Origin of the sequence: Enterobacter sp. kpr-6 (genome assembly GCF_900116015.1) — a bacterium.
In the GTDB taxonomy this organism is placed as follows: domain Bacteria; phylum Pseudomonadota; class Gammaproteobacteria; order Enterobacterales; family Enterobacteriaceae; genus Enterobacter_D.
Genome location: NZ_FOYH01000015.1, coordinates 13,348 through 34,194, shown reverse-complemented (window position 1 = coordinate 34,194; position 20,847 = coordinate 13,348). Strand labels below are relative to the sequence as shown.

General features: G+C 54.4%; 21 protein-coding genes, 1 rRNA gene and 1 riboswitch. Of the genes, 15 read left to right on the top strand and 7 right to left on the bottom strand.

All coding sequences use genetic code 11. The annotated features are described in order from the left end of the window. Positions 1-98, bottom strand: a 16S ribosomal RNA gene (locus BM373_RS21030); the annotation flags it as partial. Positions 99-673: 575 nt separating this feature from the next. Here BM373_RS21030 and purH point away from each other — a divergent pair. Continuing rightward, positions 674-2,263 carry a bifunctional phosphoribosylaminoimidazolecarboxamide formyltransferase/IMP cyclohydrolase gene (gene purH / locus BM373_RS21025; protein ID WP_090466083.1) on the top strand — a complete coding sequence of 530 codons (1,590 nt, stop codon included), beginning with the start codon at positions 674-676 and terminating at the stop codon, positions 2,261-2,263. A gap of 15 nt (positions 2,264-2,278) precedes the next feature. Then, positions 2,279-3,568: a phosphoribosylamine--glycine ligase gene (gene purD, locus BM373_RS21020; RefSeq protein WP_090466076.1), complete on the top strand. Its 1,290-nt coding sequence runs from the start codon at positions 2,279-2,281 to the stop codon at positions 3,566-3,568. Positions 3,569-3,727: 159 nt separating this feature from the next. Here the strand turns inward: purD and BM373_RS21015 are convergent, their stop codons facing one another. The 6 genes from BM373_RS21015 to nudC all read right to left on the bottom strand — a co-directional run bounded on the left by BM373_RS21015 (position 3,728) and on the right by nudC (position 8,084). Then, positions 3,728-4,426, bottom strand: coding sequence for a DUF1481 domain-containing protein (locus BM373_RS21015; RefSeq protein WP_090466074.1), 699 nt, complete (start codon positions 4,424-4,426; stop codon positions 3,728-3,730). Positions 4,427-4,432: 6 nt separating this feature from the next. Beyond that, entirely contained in the window at positions 4,433-4,705 is a 273-nt protein-coding gene (gene hupA, locus BM373_RS21010; protein ID WP_002445246.1) for a nucleoid-associated protein HU-alpha, read from the bottom strand. A 186-nt stretch (positions 4,706-4,891) separates the two neighbouring features. Then, positions 4,892-5,482, bottom strand: a complete 591-nt coding sequence (locus BM373_RS21005; RefSeq protein ID WP_090466071.1) for a YjaG family protein — start codon at positions 5,480-5,482, stop codon at positions 4,892-4,894. A gap of 42 nt (positions 5,483-5,524) precedes the next feature. After that, positions 5,525-6,196 (bottom strand): deoxyribonuclease V, encoded by a 672-nt coding sequence (nfi, locus tag BM373_RS21000; protein WP_090466068.1) that lies wholly within the window; start codon positions 6,194-6,196, stop codon positions 5,525-5,527. 9 nt (positions 6,197-6,205) lie between these two features. Next, positions 6,206-7,270, bottom strand: a complete 1,065-nt coding sequence (hemE, locus tag BM373_RS20995) for a uroporphyrinogen decarboxylase (RefSeq protein ID WP_090466065.1) — start codon at positions 7,268-7,270, stop codon at positions 6,206-6,208. 40 nt (positions 7,271-7,310) lie between these two features. Then, positions 7,311-8,084 (bottom strand): NAD(+) diphosphatase, encoded by a 774-nt coding sequence (gene nudC, locus BM373_RS20990; protein WP_090466062.1) that lies wholly within the window; start codon positions 8,082-8,084, stop codon positions 7,311-7,313. A gap of 98 nt (positions 8,085-8,182) precedes the next feature. Between nudC and rsd the strand changes: the two genes are divergently transcribed. From rsd to BM373_RS20925, 13 genes are all read left to right on the top strand, one after another. Beyond that, positions 8,183-8,686: a sigma D regulator gene (rsd, locus tag BM373_RS20985; RefSeq protein WP_090466058.1), complete on the top strand. Its 504-nt coding sequence runs from the start codon at positions 8,183-8,185 to the stop codon at positions 8,684-8,686. A gap of 655 nt (positions 8,687-9,341) precedes the next feature. Next, on the top strand, positions 9,342-9,917 hold the full coding sequence (locus tag BM373_RS20980; RefSeq protein ID WP_090466055.1) for a fimbrial protein: 576 nt from the start codon (positions 9,342-9,344) through the stop codon (positions 9,915-9,917). Between the two features lie 82 nt (positions 9,918-9,999). Beyond that, the gene (locus BM373_RS20975) at positions 10,000-10,713 is read left to right on the top strand and encodes a fimbrial biogenesis chaperone (protein WP_318358645.1); all 714 of its coding nucleotides are present in this window, start codon (positions 10,000-10,002) and stop codon (positions 10,711-10,713) included. 44 nt (positions 10,714-10,757) lie between these two features. Next, positions 10,758-13,250, top strand: a complete 2,493-nt coding sequence (locus BM373_RS20970) for a fimbria/pilus outer membrane usher protein (RefSeq protein ID WP_090466050.1) — start codon at positions 10,758-10,760, stop codon at positions 13,248-13,250. Positions 13,251-13,264: 14 nt separating this feature from the next. Continuing rightward, a complete protein-coding gene (locus BM373_RS20965) occupies positions 13,265-14,458 on the top strand; it encodes a fimbrial protein (protein ID WP_177220174.1) in 1,194 nt (397 codons plus the stop codon). 73 nt (positions 14,459-14,531) lie between these two features. Then, positions 14,532-14,641, top strand: a riboswitch (TPP riboswitch). A gap of 82 nt (positions 14,642-14,723) precedes the next feature. Then, complete coding sequence (thiC, locus tag BM373_RS20960) at positions 14,724-16,619, top strand: phosphomethylpyrimidine synthase ThiC (RefSeq protein ID WP_090466047.1); 1,896 nt, start codon at positions 14,724-14,726, stop codon at positions 16,617-16,619. Continuing rightward, positions 16,619-17,260 carry a thiamine phosphate synthase gene (gene thiE, locus BM373_RS20955; RefSeq protein ID WP_090466044.1) on the top strand — a complete coding sequence of 214 codons (642 nt, stop codon included), beginning with the start codon at positions 16,619-16,621 and terminating at the stop codon, positions 17,258-17,260. The genes thiC and thiE overlap by 1 nt, the downstream gene beginning before the upstream one ends. Continuing rightward, the gene (locus BM373_RS20950; protein ID WP_090466041.1) at positions 17,253-18,008 is read left to right on the top strand and encodes a HesA/MoeB/ThiF family protein; all 756 of its coding nucleotides are present in this window, start codon (positions 17,253-17,255) and stop codon (positions 18,006-18,008) included. Before thiE ends, BM373_RS20950 begins: the two co-directional genes overlap by 8 nt. After that, positions 17,992-18,192, top strand: coding sequence for a sulfur carrier protein ThiS (gene thiS / locus BM373_RS20945; RefSeq protein WP_090466038.1), 201 nt, complete (start codon positions 17,992-17,994; stop codon positions 18,190-18,192). The genes BM373_RS20950 and thiS overlap by 17 nt, the downstream gene beginning before the upstream one ends. A 1-nt stretch (position 18,193) precedes the next feature. After that, positions 18,194-18,961, top strand: coding sequence for a thiazole synthase (gene thiG, locus BM373_RS20940; RefSeq protein ID WP_090466035.1), 768 nt, complete (start codon positions 18,194-18,196; stop codon positions 18,959-18,961). Further along, positions 18,961-20,088 carry a 2-iminoacetate synthase ThiH gene (gene thiH / locus BM373_RS20935; protein ID WP_090466033.1) on the top strand — a complete coding sequence of 376 codons (1,128 nt, stop codon included), beginning with the start codon at positions 18,961-18,963 and terminating at the stop codon, positions 20,086-20,088. The genes thiG and thiH overlap by 1 nt, the downstream gene beginning before the upstream one ends. 116 nt (positions 20,089-20,204) lie before the next feature. Further along, on the top strand, positions 20,205-20,510 hold the full coding sequence (locus BM373_RS20930; RefSeq protein ID WP_090466031.1) for a PTS sugar transporter subunit IIB: 306 nt from the start codon (positions 20,205-20,207) through the stop codon (positions 20,508-20,510). Positions 20,511-20,514: 4 nt separating this feature from the next. Further along, positions 20,515-20,832: a PTS lactose/cellobiose transporter subunit IIA gene (locus BM373_RS20925; RefSeq protein WP_090466027.1), complete on the top strand. Its 318-nt coding sequence runs from the start codon at positions 20,515-20,517 to the stop codon at positions 20,830-20,832. Positions 20,833-20,847: the final 15 nt, after the last annotated feature.

The following is a 20,847-nucleotide window of genomic DNA, read 5'->3' as shown; positions in this document are numbered from 1 at the left end:
CGTCACCCGAGAGCAAGCTCTCTGTGCTACCGTTCGACTTGCATGTGTTAGGCCTGCCGCCAGCGTTCAATCTGAGCCATGATCAAACTCTTCAATTTAAGTTTGATGCTCGTGAATTAAACTTCGTAATGAATTACGTATGTTCACTCCAGAGACTTGGTATTCATTTAGCGTCTTGCGACGTTAAGAATCCATGTCCTTGAGTGCCCACACAGATTGTCTGATAAATTGTTAAAGAGCAGTGCAACGCGGCTTTCGCTCACCGTTGCGAGGTGGCGTATATTACGCTTTCCTCTTTCAGAGTCAACCCTGAATCTCAGGATTTTTTTCTTCAACCGGACTGGCTACTCAGTGTGAAGTGATTCACGTTTGCCGTTTCGATGGAGGCGCATTATAGGGAGTTCTGAAGGCACCGCAACACCTAAATGACAGAAAAATGACTGACTGCTGCATTCCACAGCAAAAGCCCGCCTTATACCCATTTACGCACAGAGTTATCCACAAAGCGCTGAAAATCTAAAAATTCGCGAGCGTTGCGCAAACGTTTTCGTTACAATGCCCGCGCTAAAACAAGGATGCCCCGTCTGGGGCGTTAGCTGAATTTTGGGGATGAATGCGCCCGAAAATTCAGCTAACGCTCTCTGTAATGTCAAAATCCTGGGGATTTAATACCATGCAACAACCTCGTCCAGTCCGCCGCGCCCTGCTCAGTGTTTCTGATAAGGCCGGTATCATCGAATTCGCTCAGGCTCTCTCCCAGCGCGGCGTAGAGCTGCTCTCTACTGGCGGTACTGCCCGCCTGCTGGCTGATAAAGGTCTGCCGGTTACCGAAGTATCTGACTACACCGGTTTCCCGGAAATGATGGATGGACGCGTGAAGACGCTGCACCCGAAAGTGCACGGCGGCATTCTGGGCCGTCGCGGTCAGGATGATGAAATCATGACGCAGCACGACATCTCTCCTATTGATATGGTGGTGGTAAACCTCTATCCGTTCGCGGCCACGGTTGCACGCGACGGCTGCACGCTGGAAGATGCGGTTGAGAACATTGATATCGGCGGCCCGACCATGGTGCGCTCGGCGGCGAAGAACCATAAAGACGTCGCCATCGTTGTGAAGAGCAGCGACTACGAAGCCATTATTAATGAAATGGATGCCAACGATGGCTCGCTGACCCTGACAACCCGTTTCGACCTGGCGATTAAAGCCTTTGAACACACAGCCGCTTACGACAGCATGATCGCCAACTACTTCGGTAGCCTGGTGCCCGCCTATCACGGCGAGAGCAAAGAACCGGCTGGCCGCTTCCCACGCACCCTTAACCTGAACTTCATTAAGAAGCAGGATATGCGCTACGGTGAGAACAGCCACCAGCACGCCGCCTTCTATATAGAAGAAGAAATTAAAGAAGCCTCGGTTGCCACCGCGACCCAGGTTCAGGGCAAGGCGCTCTCTTATAACAACATTGCCGATACCGATGCGGCTCTGGAATGTGTGAAAGAGTTCAACGAACCGGCCTGTGTGATCGTCAAACACGCTAACCCGTGTGGCGTGGCGGTAAGCAGTTCCATTCTGGACGCTTACGATCGCGCTTATAAAACCGACCCTACCTCCGCATTCGGCGGCATCATTGCGTTTAACCGCGAGCTGGATGCCGATACCGCGCAGGCAATTATCTCCCGTCAGTTTGTCGAAGTGATCATCGCACCATCTGCATCAGAAGAAGCCCTGAAAATCACCGCAGCAAAACAAAACGTGCGTGTACTGATTTGTGGCGAGTGGGCCGGGCGTGTTTCAGGTCTGGATTTCAAACGTGTGAACGGCGGCCTGCTGGTTCAGGATCGCGATCTGGGCATGGTGACCGAGGGCGAACTGCGCGTAGTAACCAAACGTCAGCCAACTGAGCAGGAACTGCGTGATGCGCTGTTCTGCTGGAAGGTCGCCAAATTCGTCAAATCCAACGCCATTGTTTATGCGAAAGAGAATATGACCATCGGCATAGGCGCGGGCCAGATGAGCCGCGTTTATTCAGCGAAAATCGCCGGGATCAAAGCCGCGGATGAGGGCCTGGAAGTGAGAGGCTCCGCAATGGCGTCTGACGCCTTCTTCCCGTTCCGCGATGGCATTGACGCGGCGGCGGCAGTTGGCGTGAGCTGCGTGATCCAGCCAGGCGGTTCCATTCGTGATGATGAAGTGATTGCCGCCGCTGACGAACACGGCATTGCGATGATCTTCACCGACATGCGCCACTTCCGCCATTAATTCCCGGAGCAGACAATGAAAGTATTAGTGATTGGTAACGGCGGGCGCGAGCATGCGCTGGCATGGAAAGCGGCGCAGTCTCCGCTGGTTGAAACCGTTTTTGTCGCGCCGGGTAACGCCGGGACGGCACTTGAGCCTGTCCTGCAAAACGTGGCGATCGGCGCGACTGATATTCCGGCCCTGCTGAGCTTTGCGCAGAACGAGAAAATCGACCTGACGATTGTTGGCCCGGAAGCGCCATTGGTGATTGGCGTGGTTGATGCGTTTCGAGCAGCCGGGCTGACCATTTTTGGTCCGACGCAGGGGGCTGCACAACTGGAAGGCTCCAAATCCTTCACCAAAGATTTCCTCGCGCGTCACAACATTCCGACCGCCGAGTACCAGAACTTTACCGAAGTCGAGCCTGCGCTGGCGTATCTGCGTGAGAAAGGCGCGCCAATCGTGATCAAAGCTGACGGTCTGGCGGCAGGTAAAGGCGTGATCGTCGCGATGACCCTTGAAGAAGCCGAAGCCGCGGTTAACGACATGCTGGCAGGCAACGCTTTTGGCGACGCGGGGCACCGCATCGTGATTGAAGAGTTTCTGGACGGCGAGGAAGCCAGCTTCATCGTTATGGTTGACGGAGAACATGTGCTGCCGATGGCCACCAGCCAGGATCATAAACGCGTCGGTGATGCTGATACCGGCCCGAACACCGGGGGCATGGGCGCTTACTCCCCTGCGCCAGTGGTGACCGATGAAGTCCATCAGCGCACCATGGAGCGGGTCATCTGGCCAACCGTGCGTGGGATGGCGGCGGAAGGCAATACCTATACCGGTTTTCTGTACGCTGGCCTGATGATCGACAAGCAGGGCAACCCGAAAGTCATTGAGTTCAACTGTCGTTTCGGCGATCCGGAAACCCAGCCGATTATGCTGCGTATGAAATCGGATCTGGTGGCGCTGTGTCTGGCGGCCTGTAACGGCACCCTGGATGAACAGACTTCCGAGTGGGACGAGCGGGCTTCACTGGGTGTCGTCATTGCCGCGGGCGGTTATCCTGGCGACTACCGTACCGGGGATGTGATCCACGGTCTGCCGTTAGAAGAGATTGGCGGGAAGGTATTCCACGCCGGGACAAAGCTGTCAGATGACGAACGTGTGCTGACCAGCGGCGGGCGCGTGCTGTGCGCAACGGCGTTAGGTCATACCGTTGCCGAGGCGCAGAAAAATGCTTATGCACTGATGGCGGATATTCACTGGGACGGCAGTTTTAGTCGCCGGGATATCGGGTATCGTGCGATTGCGCGGGAGCAGGGAGAGTAATTTTCCCCTCACCCTAACCCTCTCCCCCTGGGAGAGGGGACAAATCGTGCCACACCTCTTCCTGAGGGCGAGGGGACAAAAACCTCCCTCTCCCGGCTGCGGTGCTGCTTTTCTCCCTCTCCTGGGGGAGAGGGCCGGGGTGAGGGCGTCAACACACCGTCAGAACGTTTTTTCCTTCGGCTGCCACGTGCAGTAATCCTCATTCGCCACCAGCAGTAGCTGCGCACCGTCTTTGGCTTCCAGCCATGCCACACTCACCTCTAATGATGAATGTCTCTGTCGCCGTTCAATATGGTTTAACGCCTGCGCATCAAAATCCGGGCTGACCGTTGTGCCTTCACAGGTGGTAACCGAGCGATCGGCATGCCAGCGGCCCTGGTGCAGTACCACCTGTCCCTGACGCAGCGCATCGCTGGTCTGGCGGATTTGGTCGGCACGATAGCGATACAGCGCGATCTGGTCACTGGAAAGCTGCTGCTTCTGACCATTCACTTCCCGCTGCATAAAGCTGAGTTCGCCGTGGTCATCAAAACGCACGCGAATGTGTTCCGGCGGTTTGCCGTAGATGTTAAGTTCGATCAGAACGAGATCGTCGCCCTGCCAGCGGTATTCGCTGGTTGAGGTTTCCCCGCTGCGCCACGGGCTGAATGCAGAAAGAAGGTGAACTTCACCCTCTGAATCTTTGCGCCAGAGTCGTACCGCACCCTGATCGCCTGCGTATCCGCTGGCGGTAAAAGGCGGGGGTGACGCATCGTGACTACAGGCTGCCAGCAACAGCGCACCTGCCAGCGTCAGCGCCCGACGCCAGAATGACAAAAGGGGCACGAATGCCCCTCTGTTAAAACTGTTCGCTGTCACGCGGTCTTATTTAACTGCGTCTTTCAGCGCTTTACCAGAAACAAATGCCGGCACGTTGGCTGCGGCGATTTTGATTTCTTTACCGGTCTGCGGGTTGCGGCCAGTGCGCTCAGCGCGGTGGTTCACTTTGAAGGTACCGAAACCAACCAGTTGTACAGCATCGCCTTCTTTCAGAGACTCAGTAATAGCAGCCAGGGTGGATTCCAGAGCAGCTTTCGCCTGCACTTTAGACAGATCAGCCTTGTCCGCAATTACATCAATCAGTTGAGTCTTGTTCATAAGTTATCCTTACAATGTGTTTATCGCTTGCTAAGCATCGAGTGCGACGAAAATGCCAGAAAAGCACTCTCCTGCATACACGCACCGATAGCCACTTTTTTTCGCCCCCCAAATGTAGACCAGACGGGGGGCCCATGGGAAGCCTTGTAGTGCGACAATTCAGGCGTTAAATCACGTTTTGTTGTCTCATTGCTGCAAATTTATACCGATATTGCTCTCACCCGCTTCGCGCAGGTCCGCGCGCAGACCTTTGATCAGCTCGATGTCGCGCTCCTCGCAGTCAGCCAGCAGGCGGAAAATCTCCCACTGAATGTCCCATTCTTGCTCAACGGCGGGGTTTTCTTTCAGCTCTTCATCGGTCATTTCGCGGCCTGCCTGGGTCATTTCCAGCATCGCCACAGTGGTAATGGATGTCTTACTGACTTCGATAGCGTGTTCCAGCGTTTCACCGCTCAGAAGCGAATGCACCAGCTCGCTTAACGCGACGCAGGCATCAATCGCCGGATAGACGCCATACATATCGTAGTCGTCAGCCGACGGGATCGCTTCTTCCAGTTTTTCGAGCTGGCTGTCGAAATTGATTTTCGCGTCTTTAACCGTCAGCGTTTCCCAGATCAGATCGACGATACGGCGGTAAAGCTGTGCCTCACCAAAGCCCGTTTGCTGGCAAAACATGGCGTAGTTTGGATACATGCGCTCGCACAAACAGGCCATGAACGTAAGGTGCTGCCAGCTTTCGAGCTTCTCCAGCCGCAGGTGAATCGGGTTTTGTAACATGATGAGTTCTCAATATCGGAAATTAGCCGCAGTGTACCTGAATCAGGGCTGAATTTCCTGCCAGCGCATAAAGGCCGGACGCCGTGAAGCTACCGCATCGGCCCAGCGCGTCGGCTCCGGCAAGCGGTAACCTTTGGTGCAGCGTTGTACCCACGACAGCGCGCTGTCGAGGCTCACCCGATGACCCGTTGCGACAAACAGCGGGTTGCAGCGCGCCTTACTGCGCCACACCCACGCCAGTTGCTCGCCTTTGTCCATCAGCGGAGCCAGCGCACCGGGTTCATCTGAGAGCGGTTCAAAGCGCCCGCACAGGCGTTTCTTTGCCACGCCAATGGTCGGGACATCCACCAGCAGACCAAAATGGCTGGCGACACCCAGACGGCGAGGGTGCGAAATCCCGTGCCCGTCCACAAACAGCAGATCGGGCTTTTGCGACAGCATATTCCAGGCCGCCATGAGCGCCGGATATTCACGGAAGGAGAGAAAACCGGGGATATAAGGCATGGTGGTGGCGATCCGCGCCACCTGATGTTCGATAAGCTCCAGCGATGGATACTTCAGCAGCACCATCGCCGCTCTTGTCACTTCGCCGCCCTCTTCAAAGCCGACGTCCGCGCCACCGATAATGGTGGGAGTATCGTTGATAAAGCGATCTTCCCGACACACCGATGAAGCCAGTTCAAGCTGTTGTGCGCGTAATGACGCGAGATCCATGAAACCTCCTTACTGATGATAAGGCTGTGAAAGCCGGTGTACCGCCTCCACAAAAGCACCTGCATGTTCGGGCGGAACGTCCTGATGAATACCGTGGCCAAGGTTAAACACATGACCCTCGCCCTGTCCGAACCCGGCCAGGATGCTCGCCACTTCTTCTTCGATTCGCGCAGGCGATGCATAAAGCATAGAAGGATCCATGTTGCCTTGCAGGGCGACTTTGTTACCTACACGGCGGCGCGCGTCGGCGATATCGGTCGTCCAGTCGAGACCCAGTGCATCACAGCCGGTTTCCGCCATCGCTTCCAGCCACTGACCGCCACCTTTGGTGAACAGCGTTACCGGCACGCGGTGGCCTTCGTTTTCACGCAGCAGGCCATCAACGATTTTGTGCATGTAGTAGAGCGAGAATTGCTGATAATCACGACCGGTCAGCACGCCGCCCCAGGTATCAAAAATCATCACCGATTGTGCACCGGCGCGGATCTGCGCGTTCAGGTACAGGGTGACGCTTTTCGCCAGTTTATCGAGCAGCGTATGCAGCGTTTGCGGCTCGGCATACATCATCTTTTTGATCAGGGTAAAGGCTTTGCTGCTCCCGCCTTCAACCATGTAGGTCGCCAGCGTCCACGGACTGCCGGAGAAACCAATCAGCGGCACTTCACCTTTCAGTTCACGGCGAATGGTGCGCACGGCATTCATCACATAGCCCAGTTCCTGTTCAGGATCCGGAACAGGCAGTTTATCGACGTCTGCTTTGCAGGTAATGGGAGAGGTAAAGCGCGGGCCTTCACCGGTTTCGAAATACAGCCCTAAGCCCATGGCGTCGGGGATGGTGAGAATGTCCGAAAAGAGAATTGCCGCATCAAGCGGGTAGCGGCGCAGCGGTTGCAGCGTGACTTCACACGCCAGCTCCGCGTTCTTACATAGCGACATGAAATCGCCCGCCTGAGCGCGCGTAGCTTTGTACTCCGGCAAATAGCGGCCAGCCTGTCTCATCATCCATACCGGGGTGATATCTACAGGCTGGCGCAGCAGCGCGCGCAGGTAACGATCGTTTTTCAATTCGGTCATTTTGCAATTCCTCAATGCGTCAGACCGTCATTGTATCATGTCACTCGTACTCTGCCCGACACATCGCGACCGTGTCTTCAATCAGGCGGCGCGCTACCGTACCCGGCGGGGGAAGCAGCGGCAGGTTGTCGTAGCGATACCAGCCCGCATCCAGCAGTTCATTGGGATCGATATTAATCTCACCGCTGTCATATTCCGCCATAAACGCCGTCATAAGCGATTGCGGGAACGGCCAGGGTTGAGAGGTGACATAGCGTAATTTTTTGACGCGGATGGCGCTCTCTTCCATCACCTCGCGAGCCACCGCCTGCTCCAGGGTTTCGCCCACTTCGACAAAGCCTGCCAGCACGGTGTAGATCCCATTACGATGGCGGGTATGCTGCGCCAGCAGGATTTTATCTTCACGGCGAATGGCGACAATAATGCACGGCGCGATTTGCGGGTAATAACGCTCGCGACAGTGGCTGCACAACATCGCCCATTCCGTTTTGCTCGGATGCATGGCATGCCCGCAGTAGCCGCAAAATTTATGCGATCGATAAAATTCTGCTAACTGAACGCCACGGCCCGCAAGCTGAAACAGGCCAACATCCTGATCGATAAGCTGCCTGACGGAAGCCATATCCTGCCGGCGATGTTGCTGCACAAGCCAGACGGGATCGCCTTCCCACTCGCCTATGGCTAATGCGCTTTGACCCGCAAGATTAAAATTTCCTGCGTCGCCATGTGGTAATTCTCCACCGGGCAACCATAATTTTTGTTCATGGCTGACAATCCACCAGCCGTGATCGGTTAAATCGATGACACGTTCCATATCTGTTGCACTACCTTAGCGACACTGGCATGTTGGTTACATCATTTTAAATTTTTGGGTCTGCACTATTTTTCAATCTTAATGTTACGGAGTTAACCATGCTAAACCAGCTAGAAAGCCTGACAGAGCGCGTTGGAGGCAGTAATAAACTTGTCGATCACTGGCTACACGTCCGTAAGCATCTTCTTGTTTCTTATTACCATTTGGTTGGTATAAAGCCAGGCAAAGAATCCTTCACCGAACTTGATGAAAAGGCGCTGGACGATTTCTGCCACAACCTGGTCGATTACCTTTCCGCCGGTCATTTCAGTATTTATGAACGCATTATCAGTGAAATGGAAGGCACCAGCCCACTTTTAGCCGCGACGCAAATTTATCCGCTGCTGGAAGCCAACACACAACAAATCATGGCCTATTACGATTCCAGCCTGGAAAACGCGATTGATGATGAAAATTGCATTGCGTTCCAGCAGGCGCTGTCCGGTATTGGCGAAGCGCTGGCGCAGCGTTTCACTCTGGAAGACCAATTGATCGTACTGGCATTTGATTTCAATCTGCATGAAAGCGCGAACGACGAAAGCAATATTGCGCGTCCGGCTTGAGTGCTTAATGAATAATCTGTAAATGATTTCTATGGCCTCGCTCTGCGGGGCCATTGTTTATTTAGATGCATAAATAATGCATCAATTAAAACAATACATTTCGCTCACGTTATTCATCAGCGTGAGAAAATATATATACAGTAATTATGTAATAATCTTTCATTATGTCTGGCTATTCGCAAAGCAAATAGGTAAACATTTTGTTTTTATTGAAAAGAGTTGTTACGCGTAAAGACTATATTTAATCGGCACATAGACGCTTACTCCCAACCCACCCCTTGCAGTAAGGCCCCTCACAATACACTCTGATTGCTCAAGAATCATTCACTTTCATTAGGCTTTTTTATATAAGACATCAATATTTTAAAAATCACTAAAAAAACGTTTTTATTTACACCCTTTGGTTCAACGGGTAGTGTTTTGAAAGTGAGCGTTAATTTTCATGTTGCGGGAATATTTATGAGCGCACTGAAATTGCATAACAGGGACGAGTTACAGAATAAGCTCTTTGTAAATAATATTCAATAAAGATTATTATTGCAATGCAAGGGCGTTATTTTTGCCGAAGTGTTTATATCGAAACGTTTAAAACAATACGTTTCCGACAGTTTCCCCTCCCTTATGTAATAAATAATTTTATTTAAAAGGATTTACTATGAATAATGTTTTTAAAATCACACTGGCAGCGGCTTTGATAATGAGCGCGGCTTCAACTGCGCAGGCTGAAAGCAAAGGTACAATTACTTTTACTGGATTAATTATTAACGATACGTGTGATATTAAGATCGAAGGTGGTAGTAATAATTATACTGTTGCTTTCCTCCCTACCTACCCAGAGGACTATAACGGAGATGGTGCTGAGGGTACGACAAAAGAATTTACTATGCAGTTATTGGGCTGTGAACCCGGGACCCTCACTGGCGTGAACGCCGCATTTACGGGCACGACATTAGACGCAGCAAAAGAAATTCTGAATGTTACTAGCACGCAAAGTGGTGACAGAAACGTGGGGATCAGACTCTACAGCGCTCATAATAATGGTGGCGAAAAAGCCGTAAAATTTGACGGCAGTAGACCTGACGATGCTGACTTTGCAGCTTTTGCCAATGATGGTAAAGGTAAAAAAGACGCTGCTCTGAAATACACCGCTAAAGTCATTCAGACCGGTGCTAACAAACCAACTGCGGGTGATTACACCGCCAGCGCCACTTATGAGCTGGTTTACAACTAATTAGCGGCATTCTGTGCAGATAAATGCGTTTGCTATTTATCTGCACACTTCTCTCTTAGCCCTTACAGGATGTTGGTGGCCAATGATGAATACCCGACTCGCAATAATTTCCCTCGCCACGCTCTGCTTTTCCGCGCCCTCTTTTGCCGGAATTGTTATGGGCGGCACCCGGCTGGTTTATCCGACTGATAAAAAAGAAGTGCAGTTACAAATTAAAAATAGAGATGAGGGCATCAGCCATCTGATCCAGTCATGGATCGTGGATAAAGATGAAAAAAAAGCGCCCTTTGTTATTACCCCTCCCCTTTTTAAACTGGAAGCCGGAAAAGCCACATTGCTGCATGTCATCTATACCGGAAAAAAAGGTGTGCTGCCTGAGGATCGGGAAACACTATTCTGGATGAATGTGAAATCTGTCGGCGCGACGACAGAAGAGCAAGAAAATAAAAACATATTACAGCTTGCGATAAAAACGCGAATTAAACTTTTCTGGCGGCCGACCAATTTAAATAATAATGCCGCTCACAGCGCGTGGGAAAGCCTCACTTTTACGCGTTCGAATAACAGGCTAAACGTCACTAACCCAACGCCTTACCATGTTTCACTTTCTTCATTAACGGTAAATGGAAAAGCGCTGGCAAGCGACGACAACTCCAAACCTGCTGCCGTTACCATGATGATCGCGCCCTTTGCATCGAATTCCTATCCGTTACCTGCCGGAGCAGGAAATAACGTTAGCTGGTCAGCGATTAATGATTATGGCGGCACAACGTCGGTAAAAACAGGGACGTTTTAACCCAGATAGCCTTATTAACCGGCTAAAGTTGTAGGCCTGAATTCATGAAAAATAAAAAACATTATAAAGCTGAATTTCCTCCATCATTGTTAGCTGTGTTGATCGCCACACTCATACAGCCGGCTTTCGCTGGTGAAAAATTTAACGTGAAAGCGCTGGAGTTCGATTCCCCGCTGGAAAACACCGACACGTTAGTGAATTTCATTAATAACAACGCCCTTCAGCCTGGAACGTATCTGACGAAAATCATCATCGACGGCGTGACCGTGGATAACAGGGACATTACCTACGTTCTGTCAGAGGATAAACAGCGTCTTCTGCCCCTGCTGACCAAAGCCGATCTGCGCGAAATGGGCATTAAAGTCGACACGATGCCCGGCATTAAAGATCTGAACGAGGAGGCGCAGGTTAACGATCTGCGTAATTACGTGGCGGAGGCCAACTATCGTTTTGAAATGAACGATCAAACGCTGACTATCCGGATACCGCAAATTTACCGCCAGTCGCAGATGGGTTCTATCGCCAACCCGCGTAGCTGGGACGCCGGTATCCCGGCCGCGTGGCTGTCATACTATTACAGCGGTTCGAATAACCACAGTGATGACGGTTACGACAGCACCAGCCATTACGTCAACCTTAACGCCGCCGCCAACCTCGGCCCCTGGCGCTTGCGTAACAACAGTATGTATTCCAACACCGGCGGCTGGGATTCTGCCAACACCTGGCTTCAGCGCGACATCGCGATGCTGAAAAGCCAACTGGCGATCGGGGAAACCTGGTCCGATGGCGAGTTATTCGACAGCATTCAGTTCACCGGGGTGAAGCTCGGCACTTACACCAGCATGCTGTCCAACCGGGAACAGGGTTTCGCTCCCACCATCACCGGCATTGCCAAAAGTGACGCCAAAGTCACCATTAAACAGAATGGCTACACCATCTATGAAACCTATGTCTCGCCGGGGCCGTTTGAAATCAATGACCTCAACCAGACCTCAGCCGGAAGTGAGTTTGAAGTCACCATTACCGAGGCCGACGGTAGCGAGCACAGCTACATTCAGAACAGCGCAGCGGTGCCGATTCTGCTGCGCGAGGGCACGTTAAAATACAGTCTCGCCGCCGGACGCTACCGTGACACCGGGAATCAGGGCGAAGAGCCCGACTTTATGCAGGGCACACTGATCTATGGCCTGCCGCTCGGCATGACGATCTATGGAGGCGTCCAGGGCAGCGACGATTACCAGGCGGCAATCGTGGGACTGGGAGCGGATTTGCACGCTTTCGGCGGGATGTCTGCCGACATCACCGGAGCCCGCGCGGACCGTATCCACGGCAGCACGGCCAAAGGATTATCCTGGCGGGCGCAGTATTCAAAAAACCTCAGTGCGACAGATACCTCGCTGACGCTGGCCAGCTATCGCTATTCCACCGCCGATTTCTACACCTTTCAGGAGGCGATCAATGCGTGGAATGATGAAGAGGACGATGACAATATTTTTGGCTATCGCTACCGCTACAACCGTCGCAGCAGCCAGCAGATAAACATCAGTCAGAGCCTCGGCACATGGGGTTCTCTGTATGTGAACGCCAGCCAGCAGGATTACTGGGATCTGGACGGTAAAGAGCGTTCCGTCAGCGTCGGTTACAGCCAGTCTTTCGATTGGGTGTCGATGTCGCTTAACTACAGCCAGACGCGCACGCCCAGTTCAGACACCGACAAGCAGATTTCCCTTTCCCTGAGCCTCCCCTTATACCGCTGGCTGCCTAATGCCAGCGCGAACTACAGCGTCAGCCAGTCGCAGCATGGTGATGCCAGCCATTCGGCGGGCCTGTCGGGGTCTGCGCTTGAGCAAAACCAGCTCAGTTACAGCCTGACGCAAAGCTACACCCCGGGCGGTCAGGGCAACGGCGGCAGTCTGTCCGGGCAGTACCGCAGCACCTGGGGGCAATGGGGACTCGGCTACAACTATTCGCCCAATAACAAGCAGATTAACTACTCCCTGCGTGGCGGCGTGGTCGCGCACCCGTATGGCGTGACGCTGGCGCAATCCATCGGCAGCACGATGGCGCTGGTGCATACCGAAGGCGCTGAGGGTGTCTCGGTCACCAACGGCAGCAGCATCCAGACGGATATGTTTGGTAATGCCATCGTGCCGTGGCTGTCGGATTACCGACGCAACCGCATTACGGTTAACACGGAAACGGCCCAGAATGTGGATATTCCTGAGTCGGTCAAAGAAGTGATCCCCACAAACGGCGCGCTGGTGCTGGCGAAGTTTGAATCCTTTCTTGGCGCTCGCGTGCTGGTAACGCTGACGTACAAGGGGAAACCGGTGCCGTACGGCACCATCGTCACCACAGAGAGCAACCGCAGCGCCATTGTTGGCGATGATGGCGAAGTGTTTCTCAGCGGTATCCAGCAGCAGACGACATTGCTGGCGAAATGGGGCGACAGCGCAACACAACAATGCCAGGGCACGTTTACTCTCCCGGCGACATCCGAGGACAGCGTTGTGCTCCTCCCCGTTACGTGCCAGTAAGCAAACAGGAAATAATGGATATGGAAAACAAAAAAAGCAGACAGATATTATTCAGAACGTTGCTGGCAGTCGGCACATTATTAAGTTCACAGCAGGTGTTTGCCTATGGGTGCGCATATAAAGAAGGCAATATAAACGACGCCACGATTACCGGAATTTATAACCGAGATATTTATATATATATTGGTGCTGATGCATTCGATGATAATACAGCAGACACGCTTTACTCACTCGGTGAGCATTCCATGCGCGGCATGGTAACAGTTAATTGTCATCAGGGAAATCTGCCGAGATATGATCCCCGCTATAAAAAACAAGGCTATACAAACTCTGGCCTGGATTTAGCCCCTGGAACTAATGAGCTTGACAGGATTTACCAGACTGAGTATCCCGGAATAGGATTCGTTGCTGCACTAACAAATGATGCCGAACATGTTGACCTGACCGATCGAAGATCAAGACTTATGACATACGCAAAGTTCCCCCCTGAAGATTTACAGAAAACGCAATATACAATCAACGGAAAAATGGCAATGGCAGTAAAGATTTACGACGCTAACGCACTGCCCGCCGCCGGTTCCTATACGATAAATCTCAGCCGATTTAAAGCAAAAATGGTATATGGCGCAAATTGGGATGGAACTGATAGTCAGGGGAATAATGATGATGACGGCGGCGATGATAATTATGATGCAAAAATAACAAGCTTATTTAACCCCGGCACGGCCACCATAACACTTGTCAATTCGTCTTGTGATCTTCTTACTCAGAGTATTCAAGTCGATCTTGGTGAAATTTCTCCAGCTGAAATTAAGCCTGTCAGTCCTAAGCTGGCGAATTTTAATATTGAATTAGCAAACTGCCCCCGAGAAGTTAACGTGGACTATAAATTTGTCAATAATAACGTTGCTCCTTTGGATAGCAGCATCTTGATGCTGGACGACGAGCCTGGTGGCGCAGAAGGCGTGGGTATTCAAATCAGCCATAATAACAATGATGGTATGTTCTATCCTCTTCATCTAAATCACCCGGAAGGTGCCGGAGCTACCGGCTACACCGTAGCAGCGTACGCAGTTCCAGATTGGCCAAACGCACTCAGGAATGTGACCATTCCGCTAAAAGCGCGCTACAGACGCCTGCATGACCACATCCCCGTCACTGGTGGAAAAGTTAAAGCCACCGCTCACTTTGAAGTGCACTACCACTAACCGGGTGAGACGTCAGGCTTGAGATCTTAAACATTAACGCGTAGTTTATTTTCACAGCCCCGTTTAGCGGGGTTATTTCTTGTCGGAGTGCCGCGTGCGCAAGCACCGGCTGAGACCGTTAATTCGGGATCCGCGGAACCTGATCAGGTTAGAACCTGCGAAGGGAACAAGAGTTAATCTGCTGTTGCATCGCCTTGCGGCGATCCATTCCTCTTGCTTCATCCGTCGTTCTGACAAGCCACGTCCTGACTATATGGAATGAGCTATGTCTGCAACTAAACCTACACGTCGCGAACAGCGCGAGCACGCCCAACGCTTTATCGATACCCTCGAAGGCACCGCCTTTCCCAACTCACAGCGTATTTATATCCAGGGATCGCAGCCGGATATCCGTGTCCCGATGCGCGAAATCATCCTCAGCCCGACGCTTATCGGCGGCAGTAAAGACGCGCCGCAGTTTGAAGAAAACGAAGCGATTCCGGTGTATGACACCTCCGGCCCCTATGGCGATCCCGCCATCGCCATCAACGTACAACAGGGTTTAGCAAAGCTTCGGGCACCCTGGATTGCCGCCCGCGAAGACAGCGAAACGCTCACCGACCGCAGTTCGGATTACACCAAAGAACGCCTGGCTGACGACGGGCTGGATAACCTGCGCTTTACTGGCCTGCTCGCGCCGCAGCGGGCAAAAGCCGGGAAGTGCGTTACGCAGTTGCACTATGCCCGCCGGGGGATCGTGACACAGGAGATGGAGTTTATCGCCATCCGCGAAAACATGGGCCGCGAACGTATCCGCGCCGACGTACTGCGTCAGCAGCATCCCGGTATGAGCTTCGGCGCGCAGTTGCCGGAAAACATCACGCCGGAATTTGTGCGCGATGAAGTCGCCGCCGGGCGGGCAATTATTCCGGCTAACATCAACCACCCGGAATCGGAGCCGATGATTATCGGGCGTAATTTCCTGGTAAAAGTGAACGCCAATATCGGCAACTCGGCGGTGACCTCTTCCATCGAAGAAGAAGTGGAAAAGCTGGTGTGGTCCACCCGCTGGGGCGCGGACACGGTGATGGACCTCTCCACCGGGCGCTACATCCACGAAACCCGCGAGTGGATCCTGCGCAACAGCCCGGTCCCGATTGGCACCGTGCCGATCTATCAGGCACTGGAGAAGGTCAACGGGATCGCCGAAGATCTGACATGGGAAGCCTTCCGCGACACGCTGCTGGAGCAGGCCGAACAGGGCGTCGATTACTTCACCATTCACGCGGGCGTACTGCTGCGCTACGTGCCGATGACCGCCAGACGCCTGACCGGGATCGTCTCGCGCGGCGGCTCGATCATGGCGAAATGGTGCCTGTCGCACCATAAAGAAAACTTCCTGTACGAACGCTTCCGCGAGATCTGCCAGATCTGCGCCGCGTATGACGTTTCGCTCTCGCTCGGCGACGGCCTGCGCCCCGGCTCCATTCAGGACGCCAACGACGAAGCGCAATTTGCCGAACTGCATACGCTGGGCGAACTGACCAAAATCGCCTGGGAATATGACGTGCAGGTGATGATTGAAGGCCCCGGTCACGTGCCGATGCAGATGATCCGCCGCAACATGACCGAAGAGCTGGAGCACTGTCACGAAGCGCCGTTTTATACCCTTGGGCCGCTGACCACCGATATTGCACCAGGTTACGACCACTTCACCTCCGGCATTGGCGCGGCGATGATCGGCTGGTTTGGCTGTGCGATGCTGTGCTATGTGACGCCAAAAGAGCACCTCGGCCTGCCGAACAAAGAGGACGTTAAGCAGGGGCTGATCACCTATAAAATCGCCGCCCATGCCGCAGATCTGGCGAAGGGACATCCTGGCGCTCAAATCCGCGATAACGCGATGTCGAAAGCGCGCTTTGAATTCCGCTGGGAAGACCAGTTTAACCTGGCGCTAGATCCCTTCACTGCCCGCGCGTATCACGACGAAACGCTGCCGCAGGAGTCCGGCAAAGTGGCGCACTTCTGCTCCATGTGCGGACCAAAATTCTGCTCGATGAAAATCAGCCAGGAAGTGCGCGACTTCGCCGCCGCGCAGACAATCGAAGTGGGCATGGCAGATATGTCAGAGAATTTCCGCGCCAAAGGCAGCGAAATCTATCTGAAGCGGGAGGAAGTCTGATGTATCAGCCTGATTTTCCGCCGGTACCCTTTCGCCTCGGGCTGTATCCGGTTGTGGACAGCGTGGCCTGGATCGCGCGTTTGCTTGAGGCGGGTGTGCGTACCCTTCAGCTACGCATTAAAGATCGGCGCGATGAGGAGGTGGAAGCCGATGTGATCGCCGCGATCGCGCTTGGCCGCCGTTATAACGCGCGGCTGTTTATCAATGACTACTGGCGACTGGCGATCAAACACGGCGCGTATGGTGTGCATCTCGGCCAGGAGGATTTACAGGACACCGATTTGCAGGCGATTCGTGATGCGGGCCTGCGCCTCGGCGTGTCTACCCACGACGATATGGAAATCGACATCGCGCTGGCGGCTAAACCCTCCTATATCGCGCTCGGTCATGTTTTCCCGACACAAACCAAGCAGATGCCGTCTGCACCGCAGGGGCTGCAACAGCTGGCCCGGCATATTACGCGGCTGGAAGATTACCCGACGGTGGCGATTGGCGGCATCAGTCTTGAGCGGGCACCCGCCGTGCTGGACACCGGCGTGGGCAGCATCGCGGTGGTCAGCGCCATCACGCAGGCCGCCGACTGGCGCGCGGCAACCAAAGAGCTTCTGACACTGGCGGGGGCGGGGGCGGGCGATGAATGATCACGATTTTATGCGCTACAGCCGCCAAATCCTGCTGGATGATATCGCCGTTGACGGGCAGCAAAAGCTGCTCGCCAGCCGGGTGTTAATCATCGGGCTCGGCGGGCTCGGCTCGCCCGCGGCGCTCTATCTGGCGGCGGCAGGCGTGGGGCATCTGATACTGGCTGACGATGACGCGGTGCATCTCAGCAACCTGCAACGGCAAATCCTGTTTACCACCGACGACATCGCGCGGCCGAAAGCGCAGGCGGCCCGCCTGCGTCTGCAACAGCTTAACCCGGAAACCGAACTGGTGGCCCTGGCGCAGCGGCTAAGCGGTGACGCGCTCCACCAGCAAATTGCGGCGGTTGACGTGGTGCTCGACTGCACCGACAGCCTGATATCCCGCCAGGCGATTAACGCCGCCTGCGTCGCGCAAAATAAACCGCTGATTACCGCCAGCGCCGTCGGATTCGGCGGGCAACTGATGGTGCTGACGCCACCCTGGACGCACGGCTGCTACCGCTGCCTGTGGCCGGACGACGCCGAACCGGAGCGTAACTGCCGCACGGCGGGCATTCTCGGCCCGGTGGTCGGTGTGATGGGCACCCTGCAGGCGCTGGAGGCGATCAAACTGCTCAGCGGTATGACGGTGGCGGGCAACGAACTGCGACTGTTTGACGCCCGCAGCCATCACTGGCGCAGGATCGGCCTGCAACGCGCAGCGGATTGCCCGGTTTGCGGAGGGCTGCATGCGCATTCTGTTTAACGATGAACCCATGCAGTGCGCCGACAACCTGACCTTAAGCGCCCTGCTGACGCAGCTTAATCAGGGGCAACCCGGCACGGCGCTGGCGCTCAATGAGCAGATCGTCCCGCGCGATCGCTGGGATCAACACACGTTGCAGGACGGCGATCGGATCCTGCTTTTTCAGGTTATCGCTGGAGGCTGATATGTTACGCATTGCAGACAAAACGTTTGATTCCCATCTGTTCACCGGAACGGGGAAATTTGCCTCCTCGCAGATCATGATCGACGCGATCCGCGCTTCCGGCAGCCAGCTGGTCACGCTGGCCATGAAGCGTGTGGATCTTCACCAGCGCAGCGACGCCCTGCTCGCACCGTTACAGGAAGCCGGTGTGACGCTGCTGCCGAACACTTCCGGGGCGAAAACTGCCGACGAAGCGGTGTTTGCCGCCAGGCTCGCCAGAGAAGCGCTGGGCACAAACTGGCTGAAGCTGGAGATCCACCCGGATGCCCGCTGGCTGCTGCCCGATCCGATCGAAACACTCAAGGCCGCTGACATCCTGGTGAAAGAGGGATTCGTGGTGCTGCCTTACTGCGGGGCCGACCCGGTGCTGTGCAAGCGTCTTGAAGACGCGGGCTGCGCCGCGGTGATGCCCCTCGGCGCGCCTATCGGTTCTAACCGTGGTCTGGAAACCCGCGCCATGCTGGAGATCATCATCGCTCAGGCTACTGTGCCGGTGGTGGTGGATGCCGGAATTGGTGCGCCGAGCCATGCGACTCTCGCGCTGGAAATGGGTGCAGACGCCGTGCTGGTGAATACGGCGATTGCGGTGGCCGACGATCCGGTCACGATGGCCCGTGCCTTCCGGCTGGCGGTGGAAGCGGGCGTGCTGGCGCGTCAGGCCGTGCCCGGTGCCCGTCATGCGTTTGCCGAAGCCACCAGCCCGCTGACCGCGTTTCTGGAGGCGCTGTGATGGAAACCTTTAGCGAGCGCTGGCGGCAACTGGACTGGGATGACCTTCGCCTGCGCATTAACAGCAAAACGCCCGCCGATGTCGAACGGGCGCTTAACGCTTCGTCGTTGACGCGCGATGACCTGATGGCCCTGCTCTCCCCCGCTGCCGGTGCGTATCTGGAACCGCTGGCGCAGCGCGCGCAACGCCTCACCCGCCAGCGTTTTGGTAATACGATCAGTTTTTACGTGCCGCTCTATCTCTCCAACCTGTGCGCCAACGACTGCACTTACTGCGGCTTTTCGATGAGTAACCGCATTAAGCGCAAAACGCTGGATGCAGATGAAATCGCCCGCGAGTGCGATGCCATCCGCGAACTGGGTTTTGAGCACCTGCTTCTGGTCACCGGTGAGCATCAGACCAAAGTGGGTATGGCGTATTTTCGTCAGCATTTGCCCGCCATTCGCCGCCGGTTCGCCTCACTTCAGATGGAAGTTCAGCCGCTTTCGCAGGAGGAGTATGCGGAACTGAAAGCGCTCGGCCTGGATGGGGTGATGGTGTATCAGGAAACCTATCACGAAGGGCATTACGCGAAGCATCATCTGAAAGGGCAAAAGCAGGACTTTTTCTGGCGGCTGGAGACGCCCGACCGACTGGGCCGCGCCGGGATCGACAAGATTGGGCTTGGCGCGCTGATTGGGCTGTCCGATAGCTGGCGGGTGGATTGCTATATGGTTGCGGAGCATCTTTTGTGGCTACAGCAGCGCTACTGGCAGAGCCGCTATTCCATTTCGTTTCCGCGCCTTCGCCCCTGTGCGGGCGGGATTGAACCTGCGTCGCTTATGGATGAACGCCAGTTGGTGCAAACCATCTGCGCATTTCGCCTGTTCGCGCCGGATGTGGAGCTGTCGCTGTCGACGCGGGAATCGCCGTGGTTTCGCGATCGCGTTATTCCGCTGGCCATTAACAACGTCAGCGCGTTTTCCAAAACGCAGCCCGGCGGCTATGCCGATAATCACCCTGAACTGGAGCAGTTTGCCCCGCATGATGACCGCCGCCCGGAAGTGGTCGCCCATGCATTACAGAAAAGCGGTTTGCAGCCCGTGTGGAAAGACTGGGACGCCTACCTGGGACGTGACAAATTGTAACCGGTTTCAACAACGCGGGATTGTTTGTGATGCCTGACACACAATCGCGGTAAAGCGGTTGTTGAACCCGGCGATGGGGACAATTATCAATTATCCCATCAACATCGAGGCTGACTATGAAAAACATCGTTTTATGCTGTGCGGCAGGTATGTCCACCAGCATGTTGGTTCAACGTATGAAAGATGCGGCGCAGAAAAAAGGCGTCGAGGTGACGATCAAAGCGGTACCGGTTGCCGAGTTTAAAGACAATATCGATGCAGCCGACATTGTTTTGCTTGGCCCACAGGTGAAGTATGAGCAGGCGAAATTGCAGGCACAGGCCGATCCGCTGGGCAAGAAAGTCGCCGTCATCGATATGATGGATTACGGCATGATGAAAGGTGATGTGGTTCTCGAAAAAGCGCTGAAACTGCTGGAGTAACGTCATGGAAGATCTGGAAACGACCATTATGGAATTGCTGGTTAACGCAGGCGCGGCGCGAAGTGCTGCCCTGACGGCGCTGCAACTGGCGCGAAAAGGCGATTTTGATGAGGCTGAGAAAGCGATGGAAGAGTCGCGTGAGTATGTGAAACATGCGCATGTCATTCAGACTCAATTGATCGGTTTTGATGAGGGCACCGGTAAGCTGCCGGTAAATCTGATCACCGTCCACTCTCAGGATCACCTGATGAATGCGATGGTGATTCAGGATCTGGCGGGCGATATGATCGAGCTCTATCGTCGACTGCCTCTGCTCAACTAACTGAATGCCCGGTGA

Excerpts from the sequence above, each read along its gene's own strand:
- BM373_RS20950 (WP_090466041.1), top strand. The coding sequence starts at position 17,253 with ATGAATGATCACGATTTTATGCGCTACAGCCGCCAAATCCTGCTGGAT.
- BM373_RS20965 (WP_177220174.1), top strand. The coding sequence starts at position 13,265 with ATGGATATGGAAAACAAAAAAAGCAGACAGATATTATTCAGAACGTTG.
- rsd (WP_090466058.1), top strand. The coding sequence starts at position 8,183 with ATGCTAAACCAGCTAGAAAGCCTGACAGAGCGCGTTGGAGGCAGTAAT.
- thiS (WP_090466038.1), top strand. The coding sequence starts at position 17,992 with ATGCGCATTCTGTTTAACGATGAACCCATGCAGTGCGCCGACAACCTG.
- nfi (WP_090466068.1), bottom strand. The coding sequence starts at position 6,196 with ATGGATCTCGCGTCATTACGCGCACAACAGCTTGAACTGGCTTCATCG.
- purH (WP_090466083.1), top strand. The coding sequence starts at position 674 with ATGCAACAACCTCGTCCAGTCCGCCGCGCCCTGCTCAGTGTTTCTGAT.
- BM373_RS20980 (WP_090466055.1), top strand. The coding sequence starts at position 9,342 with ATGAATAATGTTTTTAAAATCACACTGGCAGCGGCTTTGATAATGAGC.
- hemE (WP_090466065.1), bottom strand. The coding sequence starts at position 7,270 with ATGACCGAATTGAAAAACGATCGTTACCTGCGCGCGCTGCTGCGCCAG.
- BM373_RS20925 (WP_090466027.1), top strand. The coding sequence starts at position 20,515 with ATGGAAGATCTGGAAACGACCATTATGGAATTGCTGGTTAACGCAGGC.
- purD (WP_090466076.1), top strand. The coding sequence starts at position 2,279 with ATGAAAGTATTAGTGATTGGTAACGGCGGGCGCGAGCATGCGCTGGCA.
- thiE (WP_090466044.1), top strand. The coding sequence starts at position 16,619 with ATGTATCAGCCTGATTTTCCGCCGGTACCCTTTCGCCTCGGGCTGTAT.
- BM373_RS21005 (WP_090466071.1), bottom strand. The coding sequence starts at position 5,482 with ATGTTACAAAACCCGATTCACCTGCGGCTGGAGAAGCTCGAAAGCTGG.
- BM373_RS20970 (WP_090466050.1), top strand. The coding sequence starts at position 10,758 with ATGAAAAATAAAAAACATTATAAAGCTGAATTTCCTCCATCATTGTTA.
- thiG (WP_090466035.1), top strand. The coding sequence starts at position 18,194 with ATGTTACGCATTGCAGACAAAACGTTTGATTCCCATCTGTTCACCGGA.
- hupA (WP_002445246.1), bottom strand. The coding sequence starts at position 4,705 with ATGAACAAGACTCAACTGATTGATGTAATTGCGGACAAGGCTGATCTG.
- BM373_RS20975 (WP_318358645.1), top strand. The coding sequence starts at position 10,000 with ATGATGAATACCCGACTCGCAATAATTTCCCTCGCCACGCTCTGCTTT.
- thiC (WP_090466047.1), top strand. The coding sequence starts at position 14,724 with ATGTCTGCAACTAAACCTACACGTCGCGAACAGCGCGAGCACGCCCAA.
- BM373_RS20930 (WP_090466031.1), top strand. The coding sequence starts at position 20,205 with ATGAAAAACATCGTTTTATGCTGTGCGGCAGGTATGTCCACCAGCATG.
- nudC (WP_090466062.1), bottom strand. The coding sequence starts at position 8,084 with ATGGAACGTGTCATCGATTTAACCGATCACGGCTGGTGGATTGTCAGC.
- thiH (WP_090466033.1), top strand. The coding sequence starts at position 18,961 with ATGGAAACCTTTAGCGAGCGCTGGCGGCAACTGGACTGGGATGACCTT.